Here is a 12,929-nt window from a genome sequence, read left to right on the forward strand (position 1 = left end):
ACCTCCTGTAACCCCGGAAACCGAAACGAGCCCCACATGAGCGCAGAGAGCCCAGCCGGTGGTCCGGCACCCCGGCGGCTGATCGTCGTCGGGAGCGGCATCGCGGGACTGTACTCCGCGTTGCTGGCCGCCGATGCCGGCGCCGAAGTGGTGCTGCTGACCAAGGGCGCGCTCGCGGACAGCAACACGTACTACGCCCAGGGTGGCATCTCCGCCGTCCTCGACGAACCCGCGCCCGGGGACACTGTGGCCGCGCACATCGCAGACACAATGAAGGCCGGGGCCGGGCACTGCGACGAGGAGGCTGTCCGCGTCCTCTGTACGGAGGCCCGCCTGGATATCGCCGGCTTGGAACGCTTCGGCGTGCGTTTCGACATGGACGACGACGGCGACCCCTCGCTCGGGCTCGAAGCCGCCCATTCCGCGCCGCGGATCCTGCACGCCGGCGGCGATGCCACCGGTGCCGGTGTGGCCAGGGCACTTATCAGGACCGTCCTGGATGCGCAGGCCGCTGGCCGGATCCAGGTCATCGGGCACGCCCAGGTCACGTCCTTGTCGCAGAGCGAAGGCCGCGTGGCGGGTGTGAATTTCCTCCACGACGGGCGGGAACTCGGCGTCCACGGCGATGCCGTGCTCCTGGCCACCGGGGGAGCGGGCCAGCTGTTCGCTCAGACCACCAACCCTGCCGTGGCAACTGCCGACGGGCTGGCGCTCGCCTGGCGGGCCGGAGCCGACGTGGCGGACCTGGAGTTCTTCCAATTCCACCCCACCTGCATGGTGCTGCCGGTCGATGCCCTTGAGACAGCCGGCAACGGCACCGAACCGCTCCTGATTTCCGAAGCCGTCCGCGGCGAAGGCGCCATCCTGCTGGACGCTAACGGCGAACGTTTTATGCCCGCCTATCACGTCGACGCGGAGCTCGCCGCGCGCGACGTCGTCGCCCGCAGCATCGCCCTGCACCTCGCGACCCTTGGGGATCCCAACGGGCACGTATTCCTTGACGCCATGGTGGTCGAGGCCCGGCGGGGCGAGGGCTACCTGGCCAAGCGCTTCCCCACCATCACCCGACGCACCCGCGAAGCCGGCGTCGACTGGACCCGCGAACCCGTCCCCGTGGCACCAGCCGCGCACTACTGGATGGGTGGGGTCCTTACCGACCTCTACGGGCGGACCTCGGTGCCTGGGTTGCTTGCCGCCGGTGAGGTTGCTTGCACCGGCGTTCAAGGGGCTAACCGGCTTGCCAGCAACTCTTTGCTCGAAGGGCTTGTCTTTGGGCGGCGGGCTGTCGAGGGTTTCCTGGCTGGCAGTTCCGCAAGTCCCTCGGCGCCTGCGCTCCGGCCTCGCGCCGGCGGGCGCCTCGCAAGCTCGGCGGCCGACGCGGACCGTCACGCAACAACGGCGCTATCGGGACCTCCGGAACTGCCGGTGATGTTCGACGACGTCCCCGCGACCATTTCCTGGCAGTTTGAAACGGTCCCGGCACTTGGGCCTGTCGAGACTTCGTTTGCTGAGGCCGGGCCTTTTTCCCGGGTGGCGCTTCGGCGCTTGATGACTGCGAACGCTGGGGTTCTGCGTGATGGCGGGCTGCTTAGGGAGGCTTCGGGCTTGCTTGGGGCGTGGGCCTCTGCTGACGATCCGGTTACTCTGCCTGATTCCCTTGACCCTCGGGAGCATGAGGATGCCAATCTTTTGTTGGCTTCGCAGCTGTTGGTGCATGCCGCGCGGGAGCGGCGGGAATCCTTGGGGGCGCATTACCGCAGCGACAGCGTGCCGGGAGCTGCCGCCGTCGAACATTTTGACAAGCGTTACACCCTGAGCCGGAAAGCGAGCCTCGTTAATGACTAGCCTGACCCTCCCCGCAGCACCCGTCCGGGACATCCTGGAGCGGGCCTTTGCCGAGGACGCGCCCAGCGGCGACATCACATCCCAGCTGCTGATCCCGGCTGACGCCCGCGCCACGGCAGTGCTCAACGCCCGCGTGCCCGGCATCTTCAGCGGTGGAACGGTGTTCCGCGACGCCATGAAGCTTATTGATCCGGAGACGGACGTGAAGTTGTTGCTTGCAGACGGTGAAGCGTTCGTCGCCGGAACCCACCTCGCGCGGGTGAGGGGCAGCGCCCGCTCCGTGCTGCTGGCCGAACGGGTCGGGCTGAACCTGGTTCAGCGCATGAGCGCCATCGCCACCAAGACCGCGGAATTCGTCCGGCTCGTCGAAGGCACCAAGGCGCGCATCACGGACACCCGCAAGACCACGCCCGGCCTGCGGGTGCTGGAGCGCTACGCCGTCCGCTGCGGCGGGGGAGCCAACCACCGCTACAGCCTCTCCGACGCCGTGCTGGCCAAGGACAACCACCTGGCCGTCATGACCGGCGGCGACCCCGCCAAGCTCACCGCCCTGCTTGTCGCGGCCAAGGCCCAGCTGGGGCACACCACGCACTTCGAAGTGGAGGTGGACAGCGCCGAGCAGATCGAACCTGTTCTCGCCGCGGGCGTGGACACCATCATGCTGGACAACTTCACCCTTGAGGAGCTCCGTGCAGGCGTCAAGCAGGTGGCCGAGCGCGCCATCGTGGAAGCCAGTGGCAACGTCAACCTCGGCACCGTGGCGGACATCGCGGCCGCGGGCGTGGACGTCATCTCCATCGGCGGCCTCACGCACAGCGTGGCTGCCCTGGACCTGGGGCTGGACGTCGAACTGAGGGCCGGCTGACACCGCCATGATCTTCCTCGACGCCGCCGCCACCACGCCTGTCCGCCGCGAAGTCCTCGAGGCCATGTGGCCCTATCTGAGCGGCGAGTTCGGCAACCCGTCCAGCCACCACACGCTGGGTGAGGCCGCTGCGGCTGCGCTCGAAGGTGCCCGCGGCGGCGTGGCCAAGGTGCTCGGCTGCCGCCCGGGCGAGGTCACCTTCACCTCCGGCGGAACGGAGGCGGACAACCTGGCGCTCAAGGGCATCGCCCTGGCCCGGCAGGCCGCGGACCCGAGGCTCAACCGCGTGGTGATCAGCGCCGTCGAACACCCCGCCGTGGAGGAGTCGGCGCGTTACCTGGAGCGGTTCCACGGGTTCACCGTGGATGTGGTTCCGGTGGACAGCGCCGGCCTGGTGACGCCTGAGGCGCTCGCGGCCGCGCTCCGGCCGGAGACCGCCCTGGTCAGCATCATGTACGCGAACAACGAGGTGGGCACCATCCAGCCGGTTGCGGAACTGGCTGCAGCGGCCACCGCGAGGGGCATCCCGTTCCATACCGACGCCGTCCAGGCCGCCGGCTGGCTGCCCCTGGATGTCAAGGCGCTGGGCGTGGATGCCCTGAGCATTTCCGGCCACAAGCTCGGCGCGCCCAAAGGGTGCGGCGTGCTGTACGTCCGCGGCCGGACCCGCGTGGAGCCCCTGGTGCACGGTGGCGGCCAGGAACGCGGCCGGCGGTCGGGAACCGAAAACGTGGCAGGTGCGGTGGCGCTGGCTACCGCCCTGACGCTCGCCCACGCTGAACGGCCGGAGCTGGCCGCCCGCGTGGCAGGGCTCCGCGAAGACTTCATCGCCACCATCCTGGACACCGTCCCGGGAGCCCTGCTCACCGGACACCGCACGGAACGGCTGCCGTCAGTAGCGTCGTTCTGTTTCCCCGGCACCAGCGGAGAATCCGTACTCTTGGAGCTGGAGCGGCAGGGTGTGGTGTGCTCGAGCGGATCGGCGTGCGCCGCCGGCTCGGATGCGCCGTCGCCGGTGCTGACCGCGCTGGGCTACGACGCCGAAGTGGCGCAGACAGCTGTGCGGTTCAGCTTCACTTCGACCGTGACTGCGGACGAACTGGAGCAGGCGGCGGCAGCCGTGGGCACCGCCGTCGGGAGCGTCAGGACCCTCGGCCGCGGCTGACCATTCCCCAACCGACCCAACTGGCTCGCAGTTAACGTCGCCAAAAGCGCGAATGACGACGTTAAATGCCAGTCACTTGGGGGAGCGGTTCAGATATGGCGGGCGCGGCGGAAGATCCAGTGCCGCAGCATCGTGAACCGCACGGCGGTGGCCGCGAAGCCAGACAGGGTGGTGGTCCACAGCTCATCGGACACGGTGGCGTCCGGGTGCAGCCAGTGCAGCACGCCCAGGCTGCCGCCTGTGATGACCAGCGCCACGGCGATGACGATCATGCCGTTGAGGTGGTCGCGGGCCATCCGGCGCTGCCCGGAGATCTTGAACGTCAGCCTGCGGTTCAGTGCCGTGTTCATCAAAGACGTCAGCACCAGGGCAGCCGCGTTGGCCAGCTGCGGTCCCAGCCAGGGGCGCAGCAACGCATAGAGCGCCAGGGACGTGGCGGTGCAGATGATGCCGACGCCGGTGAAGCGGAGGAGCTGGCGCACCAGCGGAAATCTGAAGATTCCGCGGTAATGTTTGGTGGCCGGAGCACCGCGCGTGGGCTGCTGCGTCAGCTGGGCGGCGGGCGCAGCAGGGGATTCCATGGGTCAAGCCTGACACATGTCAGGCGGGGGTTTCCTCGCAGGACGCCGCCTTGACCGGGTTGCTGAGCTCGCCAATGCCCTCCACGCGGCACACCACTGTGTCCCCGGGGTGGATGCGGGCACACTCCGCCGGGAAGCCGGTCAGGACCAGATCACCGGCGTGCAGGGTCATAAAGGAGCTGAGGTACACGAGGATTTCGTCCACCTTCCAGCCGAGATCGATGCTGCTGGCGGCCTTCAGCTCGGTGCCGTTGTGGACGATGCTGATGGACAGGTCCGAGTCGTCGAGATCCGTCACAATCCACGGCCCCACGGGGGTGAAGGTGTCCTGGCTTTTGGCGCTTATCCACAGTTCGTCCGATTTCTGAAGATCGCGGGCCGAGACGTCGTTGCCGATGGTGAAGCCCAGGATGGCGCTGCGGGCGGTCTCCAGCGTAAGGCCGCGGACAGAACGGCCGACGACGACGGTCAGTTCGGCTTCCGGGTCAACGTAACCCACCGTGGAGCTCAGCTCGATGGCCTCGCCCGGGCCGATCACGCTTGAGGCCGCCTTGTGGAAGGCCTGCGGCGGGAGGTCCCGGCCGGCCTGGCCGGTGTTGTGCGCCATGCCGAAGACGTTGAGGGGGACCGACGGCGCCAGGAACGTGAACGAGTCCTGGTCTACTGCTGTGCCGGCTTCCCAGCCGGGCCGGGCCGGGTAATTGGCGTTGGGACGGGACGCCCCAAAAGGGGATTCAACGACTGTCCAGGACCGGCCGGCGTCGGAGCCGAAGTCCGGGGCGTCATTGGCCACGAAGAAGTGCTCGTCGGCAACAGCCGGGGACAGGGGGCGGACACGGGCAAGGCGGCGGGGAGCGCTGGCAGTCATGATGACATCCTACGTCCTCCGGCTGGCCGGTGGCCGGCTCCGGCAGGCTCAGTACAGCTCGCCCACCGGGATCTCCACGGCCAGGCGGTTGGACGGGCCGGGCAGCGGGCAGGCCCAGGCCTCGTTGTAGGCGCAGGACGGGTTGTAGGCAAAGTTGAAGTCCAGGACAAACTCCGCGCCCGCCCCCGAGCCATGGACCCCGTGGAACGCGCCCTTGATGGTGTCCAGGAGGTACCGGCCGGCGCCGTAGGTTCCCCCCGGCTGGCCGGCCGTGGCGTCGCGGAACGGAACGAAGATCCCGCCGCCGTAGCCGTGCAGCTTCCACACGCCGAGCTGTCCGAGTTCGGGAAGATCGAACGTGCCCAACCGGACAAACCGGACCACGCCGTCGGTGGCGGTTTCCACGGTCATTTCCCGGCCGGCTCCCTCAAGGGTCAGCGGCACATAGAAGCGGTAGATGGGATCGTAATCGGCCGTCTTCAGGCCGGAGAACTGCGCTTTGTCCCTGGCGCTGAGGGCCGAGGCCGGATGCGTTGCGAACATCCGGTCGCGTTCATGCCGCCACAGGGAATGGGCCTCCGCCGGATCTTCAGCGGCAACTTTCCGTACCGTGTCGTACAGGGCAAACGTCCGCAGCCGCCAGTCCGCAATGTCGATGGCGGAGATGTCCGCCAGGCTCTCAAGGTCCGCGCCGTACTGCTCATCCGCCATAGGCACCAGCCTAGTCCCTTGCGCGCGGGGAATGTCCGACGGCGACACGAGGCTCCGGCCCTTGTCCACCGTCGCCCGCCGATAGGCTGGCTGCATGACACACAATGCGGCAATGTGGGGCGTGCGGACGGTAGCGCTGCTGATAGCCGGTTGCCTGGCGGCCGGCTGCAGCGCGCCTGGTAACAGCGATTCGGCGTGGACGGCGCAGCCGGAGGCATCGGCCAGCCCTGGCGCCAGCACGGGCTCAACCGCCGGCGCTACCGGGTCCCCTTCGTCGGATCCTTCTGCCACAGCGGGCGCCTCGACGTCCGCAGCACCCGGCCCGGCCGCAACAGCTGCTGCCTGGAAGACCTTTACCGATCCGGCGAAGACCGTCAGCTTCGACTTGCCGGAGGAATGGATCGCCCAGTCCGTCACGCCCGAGGACGGGACATTGCCGGGTGCCCTGAAGATCGAGGTGAAAAAGCCGGACGGCACGGTGGTGGCCACGCTGCGGACAGGACTGCCGCCGTCGTCGTCCGAGTGCCCCGAGACTGCCCGGAAACCTTACGTTGTGATCAGCAGCGTGCCGGTGGAGCTTCCAGGCCTCACAGGGGAAGGTACCATCGCCCCGCACGTGGTGTTCCGCGTCATCCAGGGCTACCGCTACTTCGGTTCCTACGGCATCACCAACATTGTGGGCGGGGCTGACGGCCAGGCCTGCGAACTGCGGAATGTTGTCCGTGGCCCGGCAGGAAAAGGGGACTACTCGTTCGGTGACCTCGGAGTCCTGAAGGCCTTCGCCCCGGATGAGAAGGTGGCCCCCGCGAAGGCGTTTGACACCCTGGGACAGGCCGAAAAGTACGTGGACGAGAGCTCGGAATTCGCGAACGTCCAACGGATGCTAATGTCTCTGGAGATCAAAAACTAGTCCTGCCCCTTGCCCCTCAACCCCGGGCCAGCGCGGGAAGTTCTGCCACTACCTCACACCCCGGAGATACATGGAACGCACCGTTTCAGCACGTATGGTTTTCAGGACCATCGCCGACACGAAGGCAGCCCTGGCCATCGCCGTGGCCAGGAATCCCGGCTACACCTCGTTTGATGAATCCCTGGCTGTCACGGCCGACGGTCAGCCGGTTCCGTTGCAGGAACTCGCGGACCATCATGGCGGCCGCCTGCACTACATGGAGCTCACTGAACCCGCCGAGGTCACCGTTGAGTACTCAGCGACGGTGGCCGGGCAGGCCGTCCCGGAAGAAGCCACCCTGGCTGAGCTCATCCGCTACGTGCGGCCAAGCCGCTACGCGGAGTCGGACCGGCTCCTGCCCACGGCATATGCCGAATTCGGCGGCCTGCACGGCGCCGAACTGCTCCAGGCCGTGCGGAGCTGGGTCTTCGGGGAATTGCGGTACATCAGCGGGTCCTCCAGGGGAACTGACGGCGCCGTGGAAACCCTCCTGCACCGCAGGGGAGTGTGCCGGGACTTCGCGCACCTGGCCATCGCCCTGCTGCGCTCCAAGGACGTCCCGGCCCGGCTCACCGCCGTGTACGCGCCGGGCCTGAGCCCCATGGATTTCCACGCGGTAGCCGAGGCACATGTCAATGGCGCCTGGCACGTCATCGACCCCACGGGGCTGGCCCCGCGGGAGTCGATGCTGCGAATCACCGCCGGCCGGGACTCCTCGGACACCGCATTCCTGTCCACGGTGGGCGGGCGCCTCACGCTGAACGAGCTGCGCGTCAGCGCAGTGGTCAACGGCCAGCTGCCGCCGGAAGATCCGGCCAAGCTGGCCATGCTGGGATAGTTCCCGTGGGGCCCGGCCACGGCCGGGCAGTTACGTCCCGGCCAGATATTCCCAGGCAGTTACTTTGCCGGCCGTGCCCCCACGGAATGCCGGAGTTTCTCGGTCAGCCGCTGGAGTTCCTTCTGCTCGGCAGCCGTCAGGGCCGGCCCCACCAGGCTGGAGATGTCCCGCACGTGCTCCCGGCCGATCTCCTTCTGGAGGACAGACCCTTCCTCGGTGAGCTTCAGCAGCACGCCGCGGCCGTCGTCGGGGGCCGCCATCCGGACCACAAGGCCGCGCTTTTCCAGCCTCTCAACCAGCCTGCTGAGGCTCGACTGGCTCAGCAGGACGTGGTCATTGAGTTCGTTGAGCCGGAGCCATCCGGACGGACACCGGGACAGCGTGAACAGGACGTCGTACTCGTTGATGGCCACCTTTCGGAAGGCAGCTCCGGCCTGCAGCCTGCGCATGACGGCAACCTGCGCCCGGAACAGGGACTCCCAGGTTTCCGCGGCCAAGCGGATGGGTGATTCGTTTCCGTCGGCAGCCATCATGCCTCCGAAGGGGTAGTTTCAGGCGCCGGTGCAGCCATCAGCGCGGCCACGCGGCCGGCGTGCGTGGGCGGATCCGGGACGTGTGCGGGCTTGAGGGCCGCGTATTCCTTGCGGAGGACCGGAAGGACTTCCTCGCCGAACAGGTCAAGCTGCTCCAGCACTGTCTTCAGGGGCAGGCCTGCGTGGTCGATCAGGAACAGCTGGCGCTGGTAGTCGCCGAAGTACTCACGGAACGTCAGGGTCTTTTCGATGACTTCCTGCGGGCTGCCCACCGTCAGCGGTGTCTGGGAGGTGAAGTCCTCCAGCGACGGGCCGTGGCCGTAGACGGGCGCGTTATCGAAGTAGGGCCGGAATTCCTTGACGGCGTCCTGGGAGTTCTTCCGCATAAAGAACTGGCCGCCGAGGCCCACGATGGCCTGGTCCGCCTTGCCGTGGCCGTAGTGCTCGTAGCGCTCTCGGTACATGCCGATAAGCTGCTGGTAGTGCTCCTTCGGCCAGAAGATGTTGTTCGCGAAGAAGCCGTCGCCGTAGTAGGCGGCCACTTCGGCGATCTGCGGCGTGCGGATGGAGCCGTGCCACACAAAGGGGGCCACGCCGTCGAGCGGGCGCGGGGTGGAGGTGAAGTTCTGCAGCGGGGTCCGGAACTTGCCGGACCAGTTCACTGTGTCCTCGTCCCACAGCCGGCGCAGCAGGCTGTAGTTCTCGATGGCCAGTTCCACGCCGTCCTGGATGTTCTTGCCGAACCATGGGTACACCGGAGCGGTGTTGCCGCGGCCCAGGACCAGATCCACGCGGCCGTCGGCCAGGTGCTGCAGCATGGCGAAGTCTTCGGCGATCTTGACCGGATCGTTGGTGGTGATCAGCGTGGTGGCAGTGGAGAGCGTGATCCGCTCGGTCTGCGCTGCAATGTACGCGAGCGTGGTGGTGGGCGAGGAGGAGAAGAACGGGCGGTTGTGGTGCTCGCCGAGGGCGAAGACATCCATGCCGATTTCTTCGACTTTTTTGGCGATCGCCACGGCCGCCTTGATGCGTTCGTTCTCCGTGGGGGTCCGGCCGGTGGTGGGGTCAGTGGTGATGTCACTGACGCTGAATACGCCGATCTGCATGGTGTGCCTTCCGTTTCCTGGGCTTCTCTGGGCTTCTCTGGGCTTGCTTCCACTATACCCGATTTTCATGCATTTGCATGTATCGACGGATATAACGCCTCCCCGGCGAGAATATTCCAGGTTTTACAGGGGGTCGCCCGGAGCGGCACGGCGGCCAGTGACGCGGGGCACCATGCCGGTGGTCCAGTCGCGGAACTCGGCATCGACGTCGTCGGCTTCCGCAAACTCCGGGCGCTGCTGCATGGCACGGAGCAGTGCTTTTGTTTCCCGCCGTCCTTCGACGAGCCGGTACAGCACGGGAACCAGCACCAGGGTCAGCGCCGTGGAAGAAACCAGGCCGCCGATCACCACCACGGCCAGCGGCTGGGAAATGAAGCCGCCGCCCCCGGTCAGGCCAAGCGCCATGGGTGTCAGGGCGAAAACGGTGGCCAGCGCGGTCATTAGGATGGGGCGGAGCCGCTGCCTAGCGCCATGGGTGATTGCGTCCGCCACGCTCATCCCGCCGAGGCCGTCCCGTGGCTGCCTGTACTGGTTGATGAGGTCGATGAGCACAATGGCGTTGGTAACCACGATGCCTACAAGCATCAGCATGCCGATCAGCGACGGCAGGCCCAGGGGAACGCCCGTGGCCAGCAGCAGGGCCACGGCGCCGGTGGCGGCAAAGGGAACGGACACCAGCAGGATCAGGGGCTGGATCAGCGACTTGAACGTGGCCACCATAATGACATAGACAATCGCGATCGCGGCGAGGAGCGCCAGGCCCAGCTGCTGGAAGGACTCGGCCTGCTGGGTGGTGGCGCCGCCGAGTTCGGCGGTGACCCCCGCGGGAAGGCTGACGGCCGTGAGGCGCTTCTGCACCTCCGCGTTCACCGCACCGAGGTTGGAGCCCGACGGCGTGACTGCCACTTTGGCGGTCCGCTGGCCGTTGCTGGCGGTAATGGAGACCGGCACGTCCACCTGTTCCACGGACGCGATGCTGCCCAGCGTGACGGGGGCGCCGGATGCAGGGAGTGCGATGTTGCGCACTGCATCAATGCTGGTGAACCGGGTGCCCTTGCCGATCTGGACCGGAAAGTCGTTGGTGTCGATCCGGACCGTCCCGGCCGGAATGGGGCTGATGGTGGCAGCCAGGACGCCGGCGACCTGTTCCTCGTTCAGCCCGGCCGCAGCGGTCTTGGCCCGGTCAACCTTGACCTGGACCACCGGCTGGCTGGCCGCGAGGTTCGTCGCCACCTCGCTGGTCTCCGGCACGCCGGTCATGGCTTCCACCATGGCCTCGCTGGCTGTGCGGAGGTCCTCGGACGTTGCCGCCTTGATGGTGATGTCCACCGTGGAGGATGTCCCGAAGCCACCCTGCTGCGTGCCGACAGTAATCTTCCCGGAACCGGCCACCTTGCCCACTTCGGTCCGGACGGTTTCCTGGAGCTTCGCCTGATTCGCCTTTTCATCCGTCACCACCGTGAACGTGGAGTTGGCGGCGCCGGAGGACGTCAGGGCGGCAAAACCTGCCTGCGCGTTGCCGGAGGTGAGCTGGACATTCTTGACACCCTCGATGCCGCGGAGGACGTCCTCGACCTTGACGGCGGCGGCGCTGGTGTCGGCCAGGCTTGTGCCAGCGGGCATCAGTTGGCGGACAGTCAGGCTGTTTTGACCGGAATCGCCGAGGAGGTTGGTGGACAGCAGCGGCGTCATGGCGGCCGTGGCGCCGAGCACCAGAACGGCGGCCACCAGGGTCAGCACCGGGTGCTTCTGGGTCTTGCTGAGGACGGGCAGGTAGGCACGCTGTAGCCGGCTCTTCTGTTCGGCCTCCTGGGCCTGGGCGCGGGCGGCGGCAGCAAGCCGGGCGGCAGTTTCTCGGGCAGCGGGAGGACCAGCGGCGGGAGAACCGGCGGCGGCGGAACCGGCGGCGGCGGAGCCGGCGGGGCTTTTGAGGAACCAGTAGGCCAGGACCGGAACGATGGTCAGCGATACCAGCAGGGATGCCAGCAGCGCCATGGTGACTGTCAGGGCGAAGGGCCTGAAGAGTTCGCCGGCGAGCTCACCCACGAAGGCAATGGGCAGGAAGACCGCGACGGTGGTCAGGGTGGAGGCGGTGATGGCGCCGGCCACCTCCCGGATTGCGGTGAGGATCGCGGGGACTTTCTCTTCGCCGTAGCTGAGGTGGCGTTTGATGTTTTCGATCACCACAATCGAGTCGTCCACCACCCGGCCGATCGCAATGGTCAGCGCGCCCAGGGTCAGGATGTTCAGGGAATATCCGGTCGCGGACAGGCCAATGAACGTGATCAGCAGCGACAGCGGAATGGACACCGCGGTAACAAGGGTGGAGCGGGCTGACATCAGGAAGACAAGGATGACGGCGACGGCGAAGCCCAGCCCGAGCAGGCCCTCGGTGGTGAGGTCCTTGATGGACTTCTCGATGAACGGGGCCTGGTCGAACACGGCGGTGAACTTTGCGTTGGACCCCAGCTCGGCCTCAAGGGCCGCCAACGAGTCGTTCACGGCGTGGGAGATTCCCACCGTGTCGCCCTCGGGCTTCTTGGTCACGGACACGGCCAGTGTTTCCTGGCCGTTGGTCCGGGTGATGGAGGTCCGTTCGTCATCCCGCAGGCTAACGTCGGCCACCGTGCCGATCGTCGCGGCATCCTTGGCTCCGCCCACGGGTAGCGCCTTGATGGCGTCCAGGGAATCCACCGGGCTGCCGATCTGGAGGGATAGCGTCTTGCCCTGCTCCTGGATGGTCCCGGCCGGGATCAGCGCGCCGTTGTTGGAGAGGGCGTTCCGGATGGACTCGATCGTGGTGCCCTTGGCGGCCATGGCCTCGGGCCGGGGGAGGATCTCGATGTGCTGGGTCGCGCCGCCGGTCACGTCGGCTCCCCGGACGCCGTCGATCTTCTGGAGCCGGGGAACGGAGAGGCGTGCCAGGTCGGCGTTCAGTTCGCTGAGGGGCTTGTCCGAGGACACTGCCAGGAACACGATGGGGAAGTCGCTGATGCTGCCCGCGATGGCCTGCGGCTGCACGTCCTCCGGCAGGGAGCGCTTGGCGTTGGAGATGGCGCGGTCGATCTGGTTCCGGGCGCGGTCGAGGTTTGTCCCGTAGGTGAACACCATGGAGATCTGCGAGACGCCGTTGCGTGACGTCGAGGAGGTGGACTCCAGGCCTTCGACGCCGTTCAGGGCGGTTTCGAGCGGTGCGCTGACCTGCTTGTCCACCACCTCGGGCGACGCGCCGGGCATGGCGGAGAGGACGGTGATCTGCGGGAACTCAATGGAGGGGATGAGTTCCTGTTTCAGCGATGACATGGTGATCACGCCGAACACCGTCGCGAAGACGGTGATCAGCGCGATCAGCGCCCGGTTTGCCAATGAAAGTTGTGCCAGCCGGAACATCGCGGGTCTCTCCTGTGGGGTTGACGGACTCCTGCGGACCGGACCGTGCTGCCGGGCCTGCCGGCCGGAATGCCGGGC

The 12,929-nt window shown here is 67.2% G+C and carries 11 protein-coding genes; 5 read left to right on the top strand and 6 right to left on the bottom strand.

The window, feature by feature from the left end; genetic code table 11:
* Positions 1-36: 36 nt before the first annotated feature.
* Genes CXR02_RS06330 through CXR02_RS06340 form a run of 3 tightly spaced genes read left to right on the top strand, consistent with a single transcriptional unit; the run spans position 37 to position 3,875 of the window.
* Positions 37-1,845: an L-aspartate oxidase gene (locus CXR02_RS06330; RefSeq protein WP_104061207.1), complete on the top strand. Its 1,809-nt coding sequence runs from the start codon at positions 37-39 to the stop codon at positions 1,843-1,845.
* Positions 1,838-2,710 (top strand): carboxylating nicotinate-nucleotide diphosphorylase, encoded by an 873-nt coding sequence (gene nadC / locus CXR02_RS06335; protein WP_104061208.1) that lies wholly within the window; start codon positions 1,838-1,840, stop codon positions 2,708-2,710. Before CXR02_RS06330 ends, nadC begins: the two co-directional genes overlap by 8 nt.
* Before the next feature lie 7 nt (positions 2,711-2,717).
* On the top strand, positions 2,718-3,875 hold the full coding sequence (locus CXR02_RS06340) for a cysteine desulfurase family protein (RefSeq protein ID WP_104061209.1): 1,158 nt from the start codon (positions 2,718-2,720) through the stop codon (positions 3,873-3,875).
* Positions 3,876-3,964: 89 nt separating this feature from the next.
* Here CXR02_RS06340 and CXR02_RS06345 read toward each other — a convergent pair whose 3' ends face one another.
* Genes CXR02_RS06345 through CXR02_RS06355 form a run of 3 tightly spaced genes read right to left on the bottom strand, consistent with a single transcriptional unit; the run spans position 3,965 to position 6,035 of the window.
* On the bottom strand, positions 3,965-4,456 hold the full coding sequence (locus CXR02_RS06345) for a GtrA family protein (RefSeq protein ID WP_104061210.1): 492 nt from the start codon (positions 4,454-4,456) through the stop codon (positions 3,965-3,967).
* Positions 4,457-4,475: 19 nt separating this feature from the next.
* On the bottom strand, positions 4,476-5,324 hold the full coding sequence (locus CXR02_RS06350) for a fumarylacetoacetate hydrolase family protein (RefSeq protein WP_104061211.1): 849 nt from the start codon (positions 5,322-5,324) through the stop codon (positions 4,476-4,478).
* 48 nt (positions 5,325-5,372) lie between these two features.
* Positions 5,373-6,035: a DUF1684 domain-containing protein gene (locus tag CXR02_RS06355; RefSeq protein WP_104061212.1), complete on the bottom strand. Its 663-nt coding sequence runs from the start codon at positions 6,033-6,035 to the stop codon at positions 5,373-5,375.
* A gap of 94 nt (positions 6,036-6,129) precedes the next feature.
* Here CXR02_RS06355 and CXR02_RS06360 point away from each other — a divergent pair, with 94 nt between their 5' ends.
* The gene (locus CXR02_RS06360) at positions 6,130-6,945 is read left to right on the top strand and encodes a hypothetical protein (protein WP_258060833.1); all 816 of its coding nucleotides are present in this window, start codon (positions 6,130-6,132) and stop codon (positions 6,943-6,945) included.
* Between the two features lie 70 nt (positions 6,946-7,015).
* Positions 7,016-7,822 (top strand): transglutaminase family protein, encoded by an 807-nt coding sequence (locus CXR02_RS06365; RefSeq protein WP_104061214.1) that lies wholly within the window; start codon positions 7,016-7,018, stop codon positions 7,820-7,822.
* A 59-nt stretch (positions 7,823-7,881) separates the two neighbouring features.
* Here CXR02_RS06365 and CXR02_RS06370 read toward each other — a convergent pair whose 3' ends face one another.
* From CXR02_RS06370 to CXR02_RS06380, 3 genes are all read right to left on the bottom strand, one after another.
* On the bottom strand, positions 7,882-8,352 hold the full coding sequence (locus tag CXR02_RS06370; protein WP_104061215.1) for a MarR family winged helix-turn-helix transcriptional regulator: 471 nt from the start codon (positions 8,350-8,352) through the stop codon (positions 7,882-7,884).
* The gene (locus CXR02_RS06375; RefSeq protein WP_104061216.1) at positions 8,352-9,461 is read right to left on the bottom strand and encodes an LLM class flavin-dependent oxidoreductase; all 1,110 of its coding nucleotides are present in this window, start codon (positions 9,459-9,461) and stop codon (positions 8,352-8,354) included. The genes CXR02_RS06370 and CXR02_RS06375 overlap by 1 nt, the downstream gene beginning before the upstream one ends.
* A gap of 123 nt (positions 9,462-9,584) precedes the next feature.
* Positions 9,585-12,851 carry an efflux RND transporter permease subunit gene (locus tag CXR02_RS06380; protein ID WP_104061217.1) on the bottom strand — a complete coding sequence of 1,089 codons (3,267 nt, stop codon included), beginning with the start codon at positions 12,849-12,851 and terminating at the stop codon, positions 9,585-9,587.
* Between the last annotated feature and the right edge of the window lie 78 nt (positions 12,852-12,929).

Origin of the sequence: Arthrobacter sp. 4R501 (assembly GCF_002929755.1) — a bacterium.
In the GTDB taxonomy this organism is placed as follows: domain Bacteria; phylum Actinomycetota; class Actinomycetes; order Actinomycetales; family Micrococcaceae; genus Arthrobacter.

What these genes read in the sequence shown, in the direction of transcription:
- CXR02_RS06330 (WP_104061207.1), top strand. Translation starts at nt 37, where the DNA reads ATGAGCGCAGAGAGCCCAGCCGGTGGTCCGGCACCCCGGCGGCTGATC.
- nadC (WP_104061208.1), top strand. Translation starts at nt 1,838, where the DNA reads ATGACTAGCCTGACCCTCCCCGCAGCACCCGTCCGGGACATCCTGGAG.
- CXR02_RS06340 (WP_104061209.1), top strand. Translation starts at nt 2,718, where the DNA reads ATGATCTTCCTCGACGCCGCCGCCACCACGCCTGTCCGCCGCGAAGTC.
- CXR02_RS06345 (WP_104061210.1), bottom strand. Translation starts at nt 4,456, where the DNA reads ATGGAATCCCCTGCTGCGCCCGCCGCCCAGCTGACGCAGCAGCCCACG.
- CXR02_RS06350 (WP_104061211.1), bottom strand. Translation starts at nt 5,324, where the DNA reads ATGACTGCCAGCGCTCCCCGCCGCCTTGCCCGTGTCCGCCCCCTGTCC.
- CXR02_RS06355 (WP_104061212.1), bottom strand. Translation starts at nt 6,035, where the DNA reads ATGGCGGATGAGCAGTACGGCGCGGACCTTGAGAGCCTGGCGGACATC.
- CXR02_RS06360 (WP_258060833.1), top strand. Translation starts at nt 6,130, where the DNA reads ATGACACACAATGCGGCAATGTGGGGCGTGCGGACGGTAGCGCTGCTG.
- CXR02_RS06365 (WP_104061214.1), top strand. Translation starts at nt 7,016, where the DNA reads ATGGAACGCACCGTTTCAGCACGTATGGTTTTCAGGACCATCGCCGAC.
- CXR02_RS06370 (WP_104061215.1), bottom strand. Translation starts at nt 8,352, where the DNA reads ATGGCTGCCGACGGAAACGAATCACCCATCCGCTTGGCCGCGGAAACC.
- CXR02_RS06375 (WP_104061216.1), bottom strand. Translation starts at nt 9,461, where the DNA reads ATGCAGATCGGCGTATTCAGCGTCAGTGACATCACCACTGACCCCACC.
- CXR02_RS06380 (WP_104061217.1), bottom strand. Translation starts at nt 12,851, where the DNA reads ATGTTCCGGCTGGCACAACTTTCATTGGCAAACCGGGCGCTGATCGCG.